At 66.5% G+C, this 16,711-nt stretch carries 15 protein-coding genes and 4 tRNA genes; 13 read left to right on the forward strand and 6 right to left on the reverse strand.

Annotated features, from left to right (window positions below; all coding sequences use genetic code 11):
* Positions 1-153 precede the first annotated feature (153 nt).
* Both H1Q64_RS08435 and H1Q64_RS08440 read right to left on the reverse strand, forming a co-directional pair.
* Complete coding sequence (locus H1Q64_RS08435; RefSeq protein ID WP_237903158.1) at positions 154-1,398, reverse strand: ABC transporter substrate-binding protein; 1,245 nt, start codon at positions 1,396-1,398, stop codon at positions 154-156.
* 158 nt (positions 1,399-1,556) lie between these two features.
* Positions 1,557-1,997 (reverse strand): MarR family winged helix-turn-helix transcriptional regulator, encoded by a 441-nt coding sequence (locus tag H1Q64_RS08440; RefSeq protein ID WP_149163166.1) that lies wholly within the window; start codon positions 1,995-1,997, stop codon positions 1,557-1,559.
* 865 nt (positions 1,998-2,862) lie between these two features.
* Between H1Q64_RS08440 and H1Q64_RS08445 the strand changes: the two genes are divergently transcribed.
* Positions 2,863-4,167: an outer membrane beta-barrel protein gene (locus tag H1Q64_RS08445; protein ID WP_145626917.1), complete on the forward strand. Its 1,305-nt coding sequence runs from the start codon at positions 2,863-2,865 to the stop codon at positions 4,165-4,167.
* Between the two features lie 232 nt (positions 4,168-4,399).
* Positions 4,400-4,972 carry a polysaccharide biosynthesis/export family protein gene (locus tag H1Q64_RS08450; protein WP_237903159.1) on the forward strand — a complete coding sequence of 191 codons (573 nt, stop codon included), beginning with the start codon at positions 4,400-4,402 and terminating at the stop codon, positions 4,970-4,972.
* 164 nt (positions 4,973-5,136) lie between these two features.
* On the opposite strand, the gene H1Q64_RS08455 is transcribed toward H1Q64_RS08450, so the two are convergent.
* From H1Q64_RS08455 to rlmB, 4 genes are all read right to left on the reverse strand, one after another.
* Complete coding sequence (locus H1Q64_RS08455) at positions 5,137-5,409, reverse strand: hypothetical protein (RefSeq protein WP_237903160.1); 273 nt, start codon at positions 5,407-5,409, stop codon at positions 5,137-5,139.
* 91 nt (positions 5,410-5,500) lie between these two features.
* Positions 5,501-5,959: a hypothetical protein gene (locus H1Q64_RS08460; RefSeq protein ID WP_237903161.1), complete on the reverse strand. Its 459-nt coding sequence runs from the start codon at positions 5,957-5,959 to the stop codon at positions 5,501-5,503.
* Between the two features lie 38 nt (positions 5,960-5,997).
* Positions 5,998-6,073: transfer RNA gene (locus H1Q64_RS08465), tRNA-Thr, on the reverse strand.
* 91 nt (positions 6,074-6,164) lie between these two features.
* Positions 6,165-7,019 (reverse strand): 23S rRNA (guanosine(2251)-2'-O)-methyltransferase RlmB, encoded by an 855-nt coding sequence (gene rlmB / locus H1Q64_RS08470; protein ID WP_237903162.1) that lies wholly within the window; start codon positions 7,017-7,019, stop codon positions 6,165-6,167.
* Between the two features lie 144 nt (positions 7,020-7,163).
* On the opposite strand from rlmB, the gene H1Q64_RS08475 reads away from it, so the two are divergent.
* The 11 genes from H1Q64_RS08475 (at position 7,164) to rpoB (ending at position 16,612) form a co-directional block, all read left to right on the forward strand.
* Positions 7,164-7,249, forward strand: a tRNA-Tyr gene (locus H1Q64_RS08475).
* Between the two features lie 64 nt (positions 7,250-7,313).
* Positions 7,314-7,387, forward strand: a tRNA-Gly gene (locus H1Q64_RS08480).
* An 81-nt stretch (positions 7,388-7,468) separates the two neighbouring features.
* Complete coding sequence (tuf, locus tag H1Q64_RS08485) at positions 7,469-8,659, forward strand: elongation factor Tu (protein WP_014241041.1); 1,191 nt, start codon at positions 7,469-7,471, stop codon at positions 8,657-8,659.
* A gap of 154 nt (positions 8,660-8,813) precedes the next feature.
* Positions 8,814-8,889: transfer RNA gene (locus H1Q64_RS08490), tRNA-Trp, on the forward strand.
* 69 nt (positions 8,890-8,958) lie between these two features.
* Positions 8,959-9,156, forward strand: a complete 198-nt coding sequence (secE, locus tag H1Q64_RS08495) for a preprotein translocase subunit SecE (protein ID WP_035675069.1) — start codon at positions 8,959-8,961, stop codon at positions 9,154-9,156.
* 5 nt (positions 9,157-9,161) lie between these two features.
* Complete coding sequence (nusG, locus tag H1Q64_RS08500) at positions 9,162-9,692, forward strand: transcription termination/antitermination protein NusG (protein WP_014241052.1); 531 nt, start codon at positions 9,162-9,164, stop codon at positions 9,690-9,692.
* A gap of 134 nt (positions 9,693-9,826) precedes the next feature.
* Entirely contained in the window at positions 9,827-10,261 is a 435-nt protein-coding gene (rplK, locus tag H1Q64_RS08505; RefSeq protein WP_014241051.1) for a 50S ribosomal protein L11, read from the forward strand.
* Positions 10,262-10,265: 4 nt separating this feature from the next.
* Positions 10,266-10,967 (forward strand): 50S ribosomal protein L1, encoded by a 702-nt coding sequence (rplA, locus tag H1Q64_RS08510; protein ID WP_035675066.1) that lies wholly within the window; start codon positions 10,266-10,268, stop codon positions 10,965-10,967.
* A gap of 267 nt (positions 10,968-11,234) precedes the next feature.
* Positions 11,235-11,753, forward strand: a complete 519-nt coding sequence (gene rplJ / locus H1Q64_RS08515; protein WP_237903163.1) for a 50S ribosomal protein L10 — start codon at positions 11,235-11,237, stop codon at positions 11,751-11,753.
* 57 nt (positions 11,754-11,810) lie between these two features.
* Positions 11,811-12,185, forward strand: coding sequence for a 50S ribosomal protein L7/L12 (gene rplL / locus H1Q64_RS08520; protein WP_035675064.1), 375 nt, complete (start codon positions 11,811-11,813; stop codon positions 12,183-12,185).
* Positions 12,186-12,418: 233 nt separating this feature from the next.
* The gene (gene rpoB, locus H1Q64_RS08525) at positions 12,419-16,612 is read left to right on the forward strand and encodes a DNA-directed RNA polymerase subunit beta (RefSeq protein WP_145629662.1); all 4,194 of its coding nucleotides are present in this window, start codon (positions 12,419-12,421) and stop codon (positions 16,610-16,612) included.
* The last annotated feature ends 99 nt before the right edge of the window (positions 16,613-16,711 follow it).

Here is a 16,711-nt window from a genome sequence, read left to right on the forward strand (position 1 = left end):
AAAGGTCCGCCTGTCGCGTCAGCGCAAACTTTGTTTGCGCGAGAGCTTCGCAGGGGAGGGGACTAAATTTCCCTCTCCTGCGGAGCGGGGGAGGGAAAGGGGCCCGCGGCGCAGCCGTGGGAAGGGTGGGGGCAAGCGCGGCCCCTCCGCCCCTTACTCCGGACGCATCTTGCGGACGGCCTCGTCGGACGGCAGATAGTCCGCGCCGTCGGCGTAGCGCCAGCCGGTCATCACGCCCTGGCCGCCCTTCACCGTGGTCTTGCCGACATAGGCGCCCATCGTCGCCTGATGGTCGAGCGCGCGGAAGGTGATCGGGCCGAAGGGGCTGGACAGGGCCAGGCCGGACAGCGCGTCCACGAGCTTCTCCGGATCGGTGGAGCCGGCCTTCTCCACGGCGGCGGCGATGGCCTTGAAGGTGGCGTAGCCGACAACCGAGCCCTGGCGCGGCGGCTCGTTGAAGCGCTTCACATAGGCCTCGCGGAAGGCCTTGTGCCCGGGCGTGTCGATCTGTTCCTGCGGATAGCCGGTGACGATCCAGCCCTCCGGCGCCTCGTCCTTCATCGGGTCGAGATATTCCGGCTCGCCGGTCAGCAGGCTGACGACGGTGCGGTTGCGGAACAGGCCGCGACCCTCGCCCTCGCGCACGAACTTGGCGAGATCGGCGCCGAAGGTGACGTTGAAGATGGCGTCGGGCTTCGCCGCGGCCAGCGCCTGCACGGTCGGTCCGGCTTCCAGCTTGCCCTGGGCCGGCCACTGCTCGGCGACGAACTCGACGTCCGGCCGCTTCTCCGACAGGAGCTGGCGGAACCACTGCACCGCCGACTGGCCGTACTCGTAGTTGGGGGCGACGGTGGCCCAGCGCTTGGCCGGCAGCTTCGCCGCCTCCTCCACCAGCATGGCCGCCTGCATGTAGGTGCTGGGACGCAGGCGGAAGGTGTAGCGGTTGCCCTTGGTCCAGGTGATGGCGTCGGTCAGCGGCTCCGCCGCGACGAAGGGCATCTTGTTGCGCGCGGCGAAGTCCGCCACGGCCAGCCCGACGTGGGAGAAGTAGGTGCCGGCCAGCAGTTCGACCTTCTCGTTCGACAGCAGTTCCTGCGCGACGCGCACGGCGTCGTCCGGCTTGCCGGCGTCGTCGCGGGAGACGACCTCCAGCTTGCGCCCGCCGAGCAGGCCGCCCGCCGCGTTCACCTCCTCCACCGCGAGCTGCCAGCCCTGGCGGTAGGGGATCGTGAAGGCCGGAAGGCCAGTGTAGCTGTTGATCTCGCCGACGCGAATCGGCTGGCCGCCTGATTGGGCCGGGGCGGATTGCGCCTGGGCGGCGGGCATCGGCGCGGCGATCCAGAAGGCGGCGGCGAGGGCGGCAGCGCCCGGCGCAAGCAGGAGATGGCGGCGGTTCATGGTCGGCGGTATCCCGGCGCGGTGGACGGCTGCGTGAACGCATGGAGCGGCAGCCTGAACGCAATGTCTGCGTTCATAGCAAACCCACGGCAAAAGTCACCGTTCCGTTGCGCCGCACCAAGCCTGTTTTCCGCGGGCCGGTGCCGGAACCGCCGGGCTCACATCAGGCGGGAGAGGAGCATGAGGAAAGTCGCCTGCTCCTCCGGGGTCAGCGGGTCCAGCGTGCGGTGATGCGCCTGGGTGGCGTTTCCAAGCAGGGCGTTGACCAGCGATTGGCCGGTTCGGGTCAGGCTGACGCTGGTGCGCCGCCGGTCCTGCGGGTCCGGCTGGCGTTCCACCAGCTTGCGCTCCACGAGGCGCAGAATCACGCCCTGGGTGGTCGCCGGGTCCATGAAGGTCAGCCGGCCGAGTTGGTTCTGCGACAGCGACCCCTCGGTCCGCAGGGTGACCAGGGCGCCCCATTGGGTGGGGGTGAGCTGGGAGTCGCCGATCATGTCCATGAAGATGGAGGACGCGCGCTGATGAGCCCGGCGAAGGCGATAGTGCACCTGCCCGGTCAACAGGTAATCGTCGGTCGGAGGATGGGCGATGTGATCCATGGGCGCACACGAGCGTTGCGGAGCCGGACCGTTTCCGGTTGCGGCGGGTGTCGGCGAAACACCGTGCGACAGGTTCGGCGCCGGTCCCGGGGAATGCTCCAGGGCGTGCGCCAAATGCAGCAGGCTTCGCATTGAAGCCTAGGGATGGAAGTCGCGATAGGCAACGCTCGCTGCTGCGGCATAGGGCCACAGTCTAAGACCGCTTACTATTTACAATGCAAAGCACTCGCGAACGAAGATGAGCCGGACCTTTCAAGAATCTTTCCTGGGGGACTGGGATGCAATCTGCATATGCGGGTGTGTTTTGGTCATACCAGACGGCAGCCCATATTTCGATTATGGGTTTTGTTTCGGTGGATAGGTGTTCGGCGGCGGAGTCCTTTCGCGGTCGGACTTCGGAAGGTCGCCGTCCGGCGGCGGGACACTCCCGGGTGTGTAGGGCGGCATTACGACATCGTCGCCAGGGTGGCGGGGCGACTTGGGCGGCGGGGGAGTGGTCAGCGGTCTGGTCATGCTTGGTGTTTCCTCATGGTTCCGGTTGGAGGCTCTGGTCCGCCTTGGGTGAACGGATGCCGCCGACGCTGGTTCCCAAGGACGCCAGTCTGTGAGGTCTCTTGGTCCTATGACCTTAGCTCTAATGGCGCGGGCGTATGGCAATAGTGCGCCCGTCTGACGCAAGTCTTGTTGCGCCAACAACACAGGCGCGGGCAAAAACCACGCCTGAATGGCTTCACTGTTGCACGGACATCACGCCATGAGTTGTCTTTGCAGCGACTGTCCGCTTCTGCCGGAGCGGCGATTGCACATTCCGAGGCCATTCGGCCGCCCGATACGAGCCACTGATTTCAGCCTTGCGCGGTGACCCATGAAGCCCAGCTCCCTGTCCTTCCTCGCCCTCGCGCTCGCGTCCACCGTGCTGACGGCGCTGCCCGCGGCCACGCCGGTGAGCGCCCAGGAACTGCAGCCCGGTGAATCCGTGCTGGAGCGCCGCCGTCCGGAGGTCGAACAGCTCGGCATCCGCGCCGGATCGTTCCTTATCCTGCCGCGCATCGAGACCGGCCTGACCTATGAAAGCAACGTCTTCGCGACCGAGAACGACACCCGCGACGACTTCATCTGGGTCACCCAGCCGCGCGTCGACGTGCGTTCGGATTTCAACAACCACGCCCTGAACTTCTCGGCCTCCGGCAACATCGGGCGCTTCTTCGACTATTCGTCGGAGAACTACGCCGATTACCGGGCGCAGGTGGACGGCCGCTACGACATCACCCGCGACTCGTCGGTCAGCGGCCTGCTGTTCAGCCGCCGCGACCATGAGGGGCGGTCCGACCCGAACTTCGACGTGTCGCTGGCCACCGGCACCGTGGTGCCGCGCTTCGCGGAGCCGGTGAACTACTTCACCCACGGCGGCGAGGCGTCGTTCAACCAGCGCTTCAACCGCGTCCGCGTCCGCCTGACCGGCGGCGCCCAGTACACCTCCTACCAGGACGCCGAGCTGAGCAACGGGCAGACGGAGTCGCAGGAGGACCGCGACCGCTGGAGCTACACCGGCACCGCCCGCGTCGGCTACGAGTTCATCCAGGGCTACGAGGCCTTCGTCCAGGGCTCCTACAACTGGACCAATTACCGGCTGAGCCAGGACTTCGGCGGCGTCAACCGCGACTCGGAGGGCTACGAGGTTGTCGGCGGCCTGTCCACCGACCTGACCGGCCTGATCAACGGCGAGATCTATGCCGGCTATCTGAGCCGGACCTACGACGATCCGACGCTGAAGGATTTCGGTGGTCTGGCCGTGGGCGGCCGCCTGAACTGGTCGGTGACCCAGCTCACCTCGGTCACCGGTTCGCTCAGCCGTCAGGTCCGCGAATCGACCTACGCCCGCGGCAGCCAGATCGCGTCGAGCTACAACCGCACCGTCGCCGCTGTCGGCGTGGATCACGAGCTTCTGCGCACCCTGCTGCTGAACGCCCGCGTCCAGTGGCGCCAGGACGACTTCAACGGCGTGGACCGCACCGACGACGTCTACACGCTGGGGGCCGGCGCCAGCTATCAGCTCAGCCGCTATATCTTCGTGAATGGTGGTTATACTTACGAAAAGCGTAACTCGAACCTCAGTGGCTTCGATTACTCCGACAATCTGGTCTATCTGCGCGTCGGCGCTCAGATGTAATCAGATTGTATCGAGGGATACGGAAGGGGCGTCCATCTGCCGATGGGCGCCCCTTTTGCATTTCCGCCTATACGGTGACGCGAATCCTTTTCCTCCGTTGGCGTTACTTCCTCTCCACTTTTTCCCAAGCGCGTGCGAGTTGCTAGTCTCCCTCCGTGACCGCTCAGGGTTCGGCCGCTCCGACCGCGGATGGCTGGGCCCGATGTCCTCACGAGCCATGGAAGGGTATGGGATGAATCGACGTAACGTGTTCCGCGCGCTCGGAATGACCGTGGTCGCCGCCGCGATGGTCGGCTGCGCCGGTGGCCAGGACGCCCCTCTCGAACCGCCGGGCGTCGCCCAGATGACGGATTACCGCCTGGGGGCCGGCGACGCGCTTCGCGTCATCGTCTTTGGCGAGGAGCAGCTGTCCGGCGAGTTCCGCGTCGACGGTTCGGGCAAGGTCGCCATGCCGCTGATCGGCGAGGTGACAGCCCGCGGCCACACCCCGCGCGAGCTGGAGTCGGACATTTCCAAGCGCCTGTCGCAGGGCTACGTCCGCGACGCCAAGGTCAGCGTCGAGGTGCTGAACCACCGGCCCTTCTTCATTCTGGGCGAGGTTCGCAACCCCGGTCAGTACCAGTATGTCAACGGCATGACCGCCCTGTCCGCGGTGGCGATGGCCGGCGGCTACACCTACCGCGCCAAGGAGGACTATGTCCTGATCACCCGCGGGGCCGATCCCAAGAAGGAGCTGCGCCGGGCTCCGATCACCACGCCGGTGATGCCCGACGACGTGCTGCGCGTGCCGGAGCGCTACTTCTGATCGGCGACCGGTTCCGAAAACCCGCCAGACGGTCCATCAGACGGCCCATTTGTTTCGGAAAACTGGGGTATGCGCCCCGTCACCATTCGACGCCATGACGATGTCCCTCTTCCCGCCGGGAAGAGGGACATTTTTTGCGCGGCAGTCTTTTCTTACCGGGGCCGTCACCCGTCGTCGCGGGTGCCTTTAGCGAAGGGGAGATCGCCCTTGCGGAAGGCGTCGGCGCCCTTGGAGTGGCCTGAGGGCGCGCGGGCCTCGGGAGCGGCGGGATCGTGATCGCTGGCGGCGGGAGGCGGACGGGTGCCCGCGGCCTCGTCGTCGGTGCCCAGCGGGGCCGCTGCGGGGTCAGCGGCGGGGATCTTGTCGCCGGTCAAGCCCTTGTCGATGGCATCGCGCAGGCGCTGCGCCCCGGCGTTGGGGGTGTCGGATTTTTCCATGAAGGAACCTGGGTCGGTTGCGGGAAGGGATCGTCCCTCCTCCAACCGGAGCCCGGAGACGCGGTTCCCCCGCAGGGGCGGCAGGGCCGTCTCAGGAGCGCAGGGCGTCCCGGTCGGCCTCGTCCAGACCGTCGAGCCAGTCGTCCATGGAGATCATCGGCGGCTCGTCGCCGGCCCGCCGGGCGGCCTCCACCAACTCCGTGTCGGCGGTGTTGGAATGGACGATGAACCACAGCATCAGCCGATTCGCATCGTCGACGGTCACCGGATCGCCACGCCCCGCGGTGTCCAGCAGAGCGTCGATGCCGGCGAGGTAGCTGCGGTGGGCATGCTCGTGCCGCTCCCGCCGGTCCGCGGTCAGGACGGCCATCTCCGCCGTTTCGGTGGCGAAATGTTCGGCCACCTCGTGCCGGAGCGCGGTCAACTCCGCCAGCCCGACCGGACCGCCCGCGGTCATCACCGACAAGAGGTCGAGAATGGCGCCGTGCTCCGCGTCGATGACGCCGGAACCGGTCGGGATCAGGGAGCGGCCATCGGGGGCGGGCGTCATGGGGCGGAGCCGGGCGTCGGTCTGGCGAGAGGAAAAGGTGGTGCCGGTTGCAGGGCTCGAACCCGCGACCTTCGGTTTACAAAACCGCTGCTCTACCAACTGAGCTAAACCGGCGTGCCGCCCGGCCAGACCGCGGCGGGCGCTTACACTAGCGTCCTCCGCGGTCCGCAGCAAGCCTCACCTGTGCGGCGCGTTCGGCGGCGCGTCAGCGCAGCCGGGCGACCTCGTAGAGGGCGACGGCGGCGGCGTTGGAGACGTTCAGGCTGCCCACGGGGCCCTGGGTCGGCAGGCGGGCGACGATGTCGCAGCGCTCCATGGTCAGGCGGCGCAGTCCGGCGCCCTCTGCCCCCAGCACCAGCGCGGTGCGGCCCGTCAGATTGCACTGGGCGAGCGTGCTCTTCCCCGACTCGGCAAGGCCGACGGTCCAGAAGCCGGCCTGCTGGAGATCGGCGAGCGCGCGGGCGAGGTTGGTCACGCGCACCAGCGGCACCGACTCCAGCGCTCCCGAGGCGCTCTTGGCGAGCACGCCGGTGGTCTCCGGCGCGTTGCGCTCCGTCACCACCACCGCTTTGGCCCCAAAGGCCGAGGCGGAGCGCAGGATCGCGCCGACATTGTGCGGGTCGGTCACTTGGTCGAGGACGACGACAAGCGCCGACGGGTCCGAATCGGCCTCCGCGCAGAGGTCCTCGATTCCGATCTCGTCCAGGGGGGCGACGTCCACCGCCACGCCCTGGTGCACGGCGCCCGGCGGCAGCATGCGGTCCAGGTCGTTGCGGTCGGCCGGCATCAGGCTGGGGCGCTGGAGCCCGCGGGCCTTGGCCTGGGCCAGCACAGGCTCCAGCGCGGCGCGGCCCGCCTCCGTCGCGATCAGGCGGTGGATGCGCCGCTCCGGGTTCAGCCACGCCGCCGACACCGGATGCAGACCGTAGAGCAGGACGCCCTGCGCGCCGCGCCCGGGAGAGGGGCGGTCGCCGCGCGACTCGCGGTGGGATGGGGAGTGGTTCTTGGCCGGGGCAGGGGGCTGGCCGTGGGGAGCGGATGGCTTCTTCGAACGGGTCATGGTGTCCGGCTGGAGGGGGCAGGGCTAAGCCCGCCGCGGTTATTCACAGTTTTCTGGTTTGGACTGCTTCAGACGTGTTGACAAGGCCTGAAAAATTCTCATAGTGCCGAACTCCGCGGCGGGCATGTCCCGCAGCGGGCCTGAGGAAGGGTGGCCGAGTGGTTAAAGGCAGCAGACTGTAAATCTGCCCGCGTACGCGTACGCTGGTTCGAATCCAGCCCCTTCCACCACTACATTCCACGGCTTGTCCGTGATCGCAGTTCCCGGTCGATAGCGCCGGGCGGGGCGTGGCAGGCGGGTGTAGCTCAATGGTAGAGCAGAAGCCTTCCAAGCTTACGACGGGGGTTCGATTCCCCTCACCCGCTCCAATCCCCCCGCGCTAAGGGAAATGTCGGTCTCGGCCGGGCCATTGTGTGCGTCCGGAACGTCGGGAACGAAAGACCAAAGCGATGGCGAAGGCAAAGTTTGAGCGGAACAAGCCGCACTGCAACATTGGCACGATCGGCCACGTCGACCACGGCAAGACGTCGCTGACGGCGGCGATCACGAAGGTGCTGGCCGAGAGCGGCGGCGCGACCTTCACCGCCTACGACCAGATCGACAAGGCGCCGGAAGAGAAGGCCCGTGGCATCACGATCTCGACCGCCCACGTCGAGTACGAGACGACCAACCGCCACTACGCCCACGTCGATTGCCCGGGCCACGCCGACTACGTGAAGAACATGATCACGGGCGCCGCGCAGATGGACGGCGCGATCCTGGTCGTGTCGGCCGCCGACGGCCCGATGCCGCAGACCCGCGAGCACATCCTGCTGGCGCGCCAGGTCGGCGTGCCGGCGCTGGTGGTGTTCATGAACAAGGTCGACATGGTCGACGATCCGGAGCTGCTCGAGCTGGTCGAGATGGAGGTGCGCGAGCTGCTGTCCTCCTACCAGTTCCCGGGCGACGACATTCCGATCGTCAAGGGCTCGGCGCTGTGCGCGCTGGAGGACCGTTCGCCGGAGATCGGCCGTGACGCGATCCTCAAGCTGATGGCCGAGGTCGACCAGTACATCCCGCAGCCGGAGCGTCCGAAGGACCGTCCGTTCCTGATGCCGATCGAGGACGTGTTCTCGATCTCGGGCCGCGGCACGGTGGTGACCGGCCGCGTCGAGCGCGGCATCGTCAAGGTCGGCGAGGAAGTCGAGATCGTCGGTCTGAAGACCACGGTCAAGACGACGGTGACCGGCGTGGAGATGTTCCGCAAGCTGCTCGACTCGGGTGAGGCTGGCGACAACATCGGCGCGCTGCTGCGCGGCACGAAGCGTGAGGACGTCGAGCGCGGCCAGGTTCTGGCCAAGCCGGGCAGCATCACGCCGCACACCACCTTCAAGGCTGAGGCCTACATCCTGACGAAGGAAGAGGGTGGCCGTCACACGCCGTTCTTCACCAACTACCGTCCGCAGTTCTACTTCCGCACGACCGACGTGACGGGCATGGTGAAGCTGCCGGAAGGCACCGAGATGGTGATGCCGGGCGACAACATCTCCATGGAAGTCGAGCTGATCGCTCCGATCGCCATGGACGAGGGCCTGCGCTTCGCCATCCGCGAGGGTGGTCGTACGGTCGGCGCCGGCGTCGTCGCCTCGATCATCAAGTAAGGTGAAGGAGTCGATCCCGCCGCCGTTCCTCCTTGGCTCGGCGGCGGGATTGATCCCTGTCGATTTCGGCGTGCCAGCCGATAAAAAGGCTAGCAAGCCACGCGGCTATGCGCTATAAGCTCCGCTCCCCGCCGGGGGTAGAGCCTGCGGCGATAGGAGTGTAGCTCAATTGGTAGAGCACCGGTCTCCAAAACCGGGGGCTGGGGGTTCGAGCCCCTCCACTCCTGCCACGCCGTACCGAACAAGAACGGGTCGCTGACCGCGCCCTACACGTCGCACCGGAGCCCGCACGGTCTACGATGGCTAAAGTGAACCCCGCAGAATTCGCGCGCGACGTCCGCCGCGAGGTGGCCAAGGTCACCTGGCCGACCCGCAAGGAAACCGGCGTGACGACCGCCATGGTGTTCGTCATGGTGGTGCTGGCTTCGCTGTTCTTCCTCGTCGTGGATCAGGTGCTGGCCTTCGCCGTCCGTATGATCCTTGGGCTGGGAGCCTGATCGCCATGGCCGCGCGCTGGTACGTCGTTCACGTCTATTCGGGCTTCGAGAAGAAGGTTTCCCAGGCCATCCGCGAGAAGGCGGCTCAGAAGGGCCTGGAAGACAAGTTCGAAGAAATCCTGGTGCCGACCGAGGAAGTGGTCGAGGTGCGCCGGGGTTCCAAAATCAACACCGAGCGGAAGTTCTTCCCTGGCTACGTCCTCATCAAGATGGATTTGACGGACGAGTCCTGGCATCTCGTGAAGAACACGCCGAAGGTCACCGGCTTTTTGGGCGGCGGCGGCAAGCCGCAGCCGATCAGCCAGCGTGAAGCCGAGCGGATCATCCATCAGGTGCAGGAAGGCTTTGAGCGCCCCAAGCCCTCGATCACCTTCGAGGTGGGCGAGCAGGTTCGCGTGAGCGACGGCCCCTTCACCTCCTTCAACGGCACCGTCGAGGAAGTCGACGAGGAGAAGGCCCGCCTCAAGGTGGCGGTGTCGATCTTCGGCCGCTCCACGCCGGTCGAGCTGGAATACACCCAGGTCGAGAAGGTCTGAGGCCAACAGTTTTCCCGGGGCGCGTGATTAAAAGTCACGTGCTCCTTTCTGCTGCGGAAGGCCCGCCATAGCCGCACCGCAAAGCCCCGCGACGCCCGTCAGCGTATCGAGGCGTCGTATCTGGAGGTTGTGACATGGCAAAGAAAATCGTCGGCTTCATCAAGCTGCAGGTTCCGGCCGGCAAGGCGAATCCGTCGCCGCCCATCGGCCCGGCGCTCGGTCAGCGCGGCCTGAACATCATGGAGTTCTGCAAGGCGTTCAACGCCAAGACGCAGGACCTGGAAGTCGGTATGCCGATCCCGGTGGTCATCACCGCCTACGGCGACCGTACCTTCACCTTCGTCACGAAGACCCCGCCGGTCAGCTACTTCCTCAAGAAGGCCGCTGGCATCGACAAGGGCTCGCAGACCACCGGCAAGGGCGCTTTCGCCGGCAAGATCACGAAGACCCAGATTCGTGACATCGCCGAGAAGAAGATGAAGGACCTGAACGCCCACGACGTCGAGGCGGCCGCGAGCATGATCGCTGGTTCCGCCCGCTCGATGGGCCTCGAAGTGGTGGAGGGCTGATCCCATGGCGAAGCTCGGCAAGCGACTGACCGATTCCTACAAGAAGGTCGACCGCGAGGCGCTCTACTCGCTGGAAGGCGCCGTCTCCCTGATCAAGGGCCTGCCCAAGGCGAAGTTCGATGAGACCATCGAAATCGCCATGAACCTGGGCATCGACCCGCGTCACGCCGACCAGATGGTCCGCGGCGTGGTGAACCTGCCGAACGGCACCGGCAAGACCGTCCGCGTCGCGGTGTTCGCCAAGGGCACCAAGGCGGACGACGCCCTGGCCGCCGGCGCGGACATCGTCGGTGCCGACGATCTGGCCGAGAAGATCCTGGCCGGCAACATCGACTTCGACCGCTGCATCGCGTCCCCGGACATGATGGGCGTTGTCGGCAAGCTCGGTAAGGTCCTCGGCCCGCGCGGCCTGATGCCGAACCCGAAGCTGGGCACCGTGACCCCCGACGTGGCCGGCGCCGTCAAGGCCGCCAAGGCCGGCGCCGTGGAGTTCCGTGCCGAGAAGACCGGCATCGTGCACGCCGGTGTCGGCAAGGCCAGCTTCTCGGAAGAGGCTCTGGTGCAGAACATCCGCGCCTTCGTGGATGCCATCACCCGCGCCAAGCCGACCGGTGCCAAGGGCCAGTACCTGCTGAAGGTCTCGCTGTCCTCGACGATGGGCCCGGGCCTCAAGCTCGATCTGTCCACTCTGGCCGCCACGGCCTGAGTGATCTGAGTTTCGCCGCCGGCTCCTTCCGGAACCGGCGGCGATCGGGTGTCCCTGCGGGGATGCCCACCCTGTCCAAGACCGCTGGTGCTTGTGCCTCCCCGGAGGCAAGGGCTTAAACCCGCCAGAGCAGACAGGAGTTGAACCGTTAACCACGCGGGCTTGCCCGCGGTTCAGGAACGGCTCGAACTTCTGGGACAGGTTCGCCGGGGCTCCCCACCGAAAGGGAAGGGGCCCCACGTAAACCTCTGTGCAAGGAGGCGATCCGTGGATCGTACACAAAAAGAAGCGGCGATCGCGGACCTGCAGTCGAAGCTCCAGGACACGGGCCTGGTGGTGGTCACCCACCATCTGGGCCTGACGGTGGCGGAAGTCACCGACCTGCGTGGCAAGATTCGGGCCGCGGGCGCGAGCTTCAAGGTGACGAAGAACCGGCTCGCCCGCCGCGCCCTTCAGGGCACGCAGTTCGAAGGTCTGGACGGTCTCTTCAAAGGGCCGACCGCGATCGCTTACTCGAAGGATCCCGTCGCGGCCGCCAAGGTGGTGGCCGACTACGCGAAGACCAACGAGAAGCTGAAGATCGTCGGTGCCGCTCTTGGCGACCAGATCCTCGACGCGGAGGGAGTGAAGGCTCTCGCCACGCTCCCGTCGCTGGACGAACTGCGCGCCAAGCTCGTGGGCATGATCCAGACCCCGGCGACTCGCATCGCCGGCGTTCTCCAGGCTCCGGGCGGCCAGGTCGCCCGTGTGCTGGCGGCCTACGCGAAGAAGGACGAGGCGGCCTGAGCCGCATCCGTCTAGCTGTCTACCCATCCCAGAACATCGAGTTGTTGGAGCATTAAAATGGCTGATCTGCAGAAGCTGGTCGACGATCTCTCGGCCCTGACCGTCATCGAGGCCGCCGAGCTGTCGAAGCTGCTGGAAGAGAAGTGGGGCGTCTCCGCCGCCGCTCCGGTGGCCGTTGCCGCCGCCGGTCCGGCCGCCGCCGCCGCCCCGGTCGAAGAGCAGACCGAGTTCAACGTGATCCTCGCCGACGCCGGCGACAAGAAGATCAACGTGATCAAGGAAGTCCGCGCCATCACCGGCCTGGGCCTGAAGGAAGCCAAGGACCTGGTCGAAGGCGCCCCGAAGCCGGTCAAGGAGGCCGTGTCGAAGGACGAGGCCGCCAAGATCAAGAAGCAGCTTGAAGAGGCCGGCGCCAAGGTCGATATTAAGTAAGACCGTCTTGCTGCGACGGATAAGACATATCCACGCCGGACGGCGGCTGGTCCCCGAGGGGGCCTGCCGCCGCACGGCGTTTTCTGCCTTCCACCGGACCGGGTTTCTCGGTCCGGCTCTTTCCGTCCCTGCATAAGGGGCGGGCCGCGCGATCATCGCCGCGTCGCGGCGAGCACCCTGGTTCGCGTGCTTCTGGTCGAGCGTACTCACGATTCTGACGTTTGGGGACATCCATGGCCAAATCCTTTACGGGTCGAAAGCGTGTTCGGAAGAGCTTCGGGCGCATCCCGGAAGTCACCCAGATGCCCAACCTCATCGAGGTGCAGCGCAGCTCCTACGATCACTTCCTGCAAATGGACGTCCCGCCGGAGAAGCGGGCCAACCTGGGTCTGCAGGAGGTGTTCCGGTCGGTGTTCCCGATCAAGGACTTCTCCGACCGCGCCGTCCTCGACTTCGTGAAGTACGAGCTTGAGCAGCCGAAGTATGACGTCGAGGAGTGCCAGCAGCGCGGCATGACCTTCGCCGCCCCGCTGAAGGTGACCCTGCGCCTCTCCGTCTTCGACGTGGAAGAGGACACGGGCCTGCGCTCGATCCGCGACATCAAGGAGCAGGACGTCTACATGGGCGACATGCCCCTGATGACGGCCAACGGCACCTTCATCATCAACGGCACCGAGCGCGTCATCGTCTCGCAGATGCACCGCAGCCCGGGCGTCTTCTTCGACCATGACAAGGGCAAGACCCACTCGTCGGGCAAGTATCTCTTCGCCGCCCGCGTGATCCCGTACCGTGGCTCCTGGCTGGACTTCGAATTCGACGCCAAGGATCTGGTGTACGTGCGCATCGACCGCCGCCGCAAGCTGCCGGCCACCACGCTGCTGTTCGCCCTGGACGGCGCGGAGACCGAGGCGCTGCGCGCCGAGCGGAAGGCTCAGAAGAAGGACCTGCTGCCCTACGAGGCGCAGGGCATGGCGAAGGAAGAAATCCTCAATTTCTTCTACGACACCATCACCTACACCCGCGCGTCGGGCGGCTGGAAGACCCCCTTCAACGCCGACCGCATGAAGGGCGTGAAGGTCGCTTCCGACCTCGTCGACGCCGCCTCCGGCCAGGTCGTCGCCGAGGCCGGCACCAAGATGACGCCGCGTCTGATCAAGAAGCTGGTCGAGGGGGGCCTCGCCGAGCAGCTCGTCTCCACCGAGGAGCTGACCGGCCGCTATCTCGCCGTCGACATCATCAACGAGCGGACCGGCGAAGTCCTGTTCGAAGCCGGTGACGAATTGTCGGCGAGCGACCTCGACAAGCTGGAGAAGGCCGGCGTCGACGAGCTGCCGGTGCTGGCGATCGACCACCTGAACGTCGGCGCCTACATCCGCAACACGATGGCGGCCGACCGCAACGCGTCCCGCGAGGACGCGCTGATCGACATCTACCGCGTCATGCGTCCGGGCGAGCCGCCGACCCTGGAGTCGGCCGAGGCGCTGTTCGCCGGCCTGTTCTTCGACAGCGAGCGCTACGACCTGTCGGCGGTGGGCCGCGTCAAGATGAACGCGCGCCTGAACTTCCAGACCGAGGACAGCGTCCGCGTCCTGCGCAAGCAGGACATCATGTCGATCCTCAAGGTCCTGGTGAACCTGAAGGACGGCCGCGGCGAGATTGACGACATCGACCATCTCGGCAACCGCCGCGTCCGCTCGGTCGGCGAGCTGATGGAGAACCAGTACCGCGTCGGCCTGCTGCGCATGGAGCGCGCGATCCGCGAGCGCATGAGCTCGGTCGAGATCGACACGGTCATGCCGCACGACCTGATCAACGCCAAGCCGGCGGCGGCGGCGGTGCGCGAGTTCTTCGGCTCGTCGCAGCTCTCGCAGTTCATGGACCAGACCAATCCGCTGTCCGAGATCACGCACAAGCGTCGTCTTTCGGCCCTCGGCCCGGGCGGTCTGACCCGCGAGCGCGCCGGCTTCGAGGTGCGCGACGTGCACCCGACGCATTACGGCCGCATCTGCCCGATTGAGACGCCCGAAGGCCCGAACATCGGTCTGATCAACTCGCTGGCGACCTACGCCCGCGTGAACCAGTACGGCTTCATCGAAAGCCCGTACCGCAAGGTGCGCGACAGCATCGTCACCGACGAGGTGGTCTACCTCTCCGCCATGGAAGAGGGCCGCTACGTCGTCGCCCAGGCGAACGCCGAACTCGATGCGGACAACCGCTTCGCCGCCGACCTCGTGTCGTGCCGGCAGGGCGGCGAGTACCTGATGTTCCGCCCGGAGGCCATCGACCTGATCGACGTGTCGCCGAAGCAGCTCGTCTCCGTCGCCGCGGCGCTGATCCCGTTCCTTGAGAACGACGACGCGAACCGCGCGCTGATGGGCTCGAACATGCAGCGCCAGGCGGTGCCGCTGGTCAAGGCCGACGCGCCGCTGGTCGGCACCGGCATGGAGGCCACGGTCGCCCGCGACAGCGGCGTGACCATCGTCGCCAAGCGCAAGGGCATCGTCGACCAGATCGACGCGACCCGCATCGTGGTCCGGGCGACCGACTCGTCCGACGCCACGGCGCCGGGCGTGGACATCTACAACCTGCTGAAGTTCCAGCGTTCCAACCAGAACACCTGCATCACCCAGCGTCCGCTGGTGAAGGTGGGCGACCGCGTGGCGGCCGGCGACATCATCGCCGACGGCCCCTCGACGGAGCTGGGCGAGCTGGCGCTGGGCCGCAACGTGCTCGTCGCCTTCATGCCGTGGAACGGCTACAACTTCGAGGACTCGATCCTCATCAACGAGCGCATCGTCAAGGACGACGTCTTCACCTCGATCCACATCGAGGAGTTCGAGGTCATGGCCCGCGACACCAAGCTGGGCCAGGAGGAAATCACCCGCGACATTCCGAACGTCGGTGAGGAAGCCCTCAAGAACCTCGACGAGGCCGGCATCGTCTACATCGGCGCCGAGGTTCGTCCGGGCGACATCCTGGTCGGCAAGGTGACGCCGAAGGGCGAAAGCCCGATGACCCCGGAAGAGAAGCTTCTGCGCGCCATCTTCGGCGAGAAGGCGTCCGACGTCCGCGACACCTCGCTGCGCCTGCCGCCGGGCGTGGCCGGAACGATCGTCGAGGTCCGCGTGTTCAGCCGCCGCGGCGTCGACAAGGACGAGCGCGCCCTGGCCATCGAGCGGGCCGAGATCGAGAAGCTGGCCAAGGACCGCGACGACGAGCGCGCGATCCTGGAGCGCAGCTTCTACACCCGCCTGAAGGAGGTCATCCTCGGCCAGACCGCGCAGTCCGGTCCGAAGGGCATGCGCGCCGGCACGGTCCTGACCGACGCCGAGCTGGCGAACCTGACCAAGGGCCAGTGGCGCCAGATCTCCATCGCCGACGAGCAGGTGATGGAGACGGTGGAGAGCCTGGGCAAGGTCTTCGACGACTCGATCCAGGCGCTGCAGAACCGCTTCGAGAACAAGGTCGAGAAGCTGCAGCGCGGCGACGAGCTGCCGCCGGGCGTGATGAAGATGGTCAAGGTCTTCGTCGCGGTGAAGCGTAAGCTGCAGCCGGGCGACAAGATGGCCGGCCGCCACGGCAACAAGGGTGTGGTCTCCCGCATCCTGCCGCAGGAGGACATGCCGTATCTGGAAGACGGCCAGCCGGTCGATCTGGTTCTGAACCCGCTGGGCGTGCCGTCGCGCATGAACATCGGTCAGATCCTGGAGACCCACCTCGGCTGGGCGTCGGCCGGCCTCGGCAAGCAGATCGGCCGCGCCATCGACCAGTACCGCCTCGCCATGAAGGGCCGCGGCGACGCCGCCCAGACCATGGACGGCCTGCGCATCACGCTGAAGGAAGCCTACGGCCAGAAGGTCTACGACGACCAGATCGCCGACATGACCGAAGGCGAGCTGCTGGAACTGGGCGGCAACCTGCGCAAGGGCGTCCCCTTCGCCACGCCGGTCTTCGACGGCGCGCGCGAGGAGGACATCTGCCAGCAGCTGGAAAAGGCGGGTCTGGACCGCTCCGGTCAGGTCACCCTGATCGACGGGCGCACCGGCGAGGCCTTCGACCGCAAGGTGACCGTCGGCTACATCTACATGCTGAAGCTGCACCACCTCGTGGACGACAAGATCCACGCGCGCTCGATCGGTCCCTACTCGCTGGTCACCCAGCAGCCGCTCGGCGGTAAGGCCCAGTTCGGCGGACAGCGGTTCGGTGAAATGGAAGTGTGGGCGCTCGAAGCTTACGGCGCCGCCTACACGCTGCAGGAAATGCTCACGGTCAAGTCGGACGACGTGTCCGGCCGTACCAAGGTCTACGAGGCGATCGTCCGCGGCGACGACAACTTCGAGGCGGGCATCCCTGAGTCCTTCAACGTTCTGGTCAAGGAGCTGCGCTCCCTGGGCCTGAACGTCGAGCTGAACCAGCGGTCGTACTGAGCCCAAGAGACTTGAACCTGCCGGAGGAGGGGCCATGTTGGCCCCTTCCGGCGGGAACTGCCCTTAACCGACAACGCGGCGCTGCCAGCGGGAGACGGT

Origin of the sequence: Azospirillum brasilense, from assembly GCF_022023855.1 — a bacterium.
Classification (GTDB): domain Bacteria; phylum Pseudomonadota; class Alphaproteobacteria; order Azospirillales; family Azospirillaceae; genus Azospirillum; species Azospirillum brasilense_F.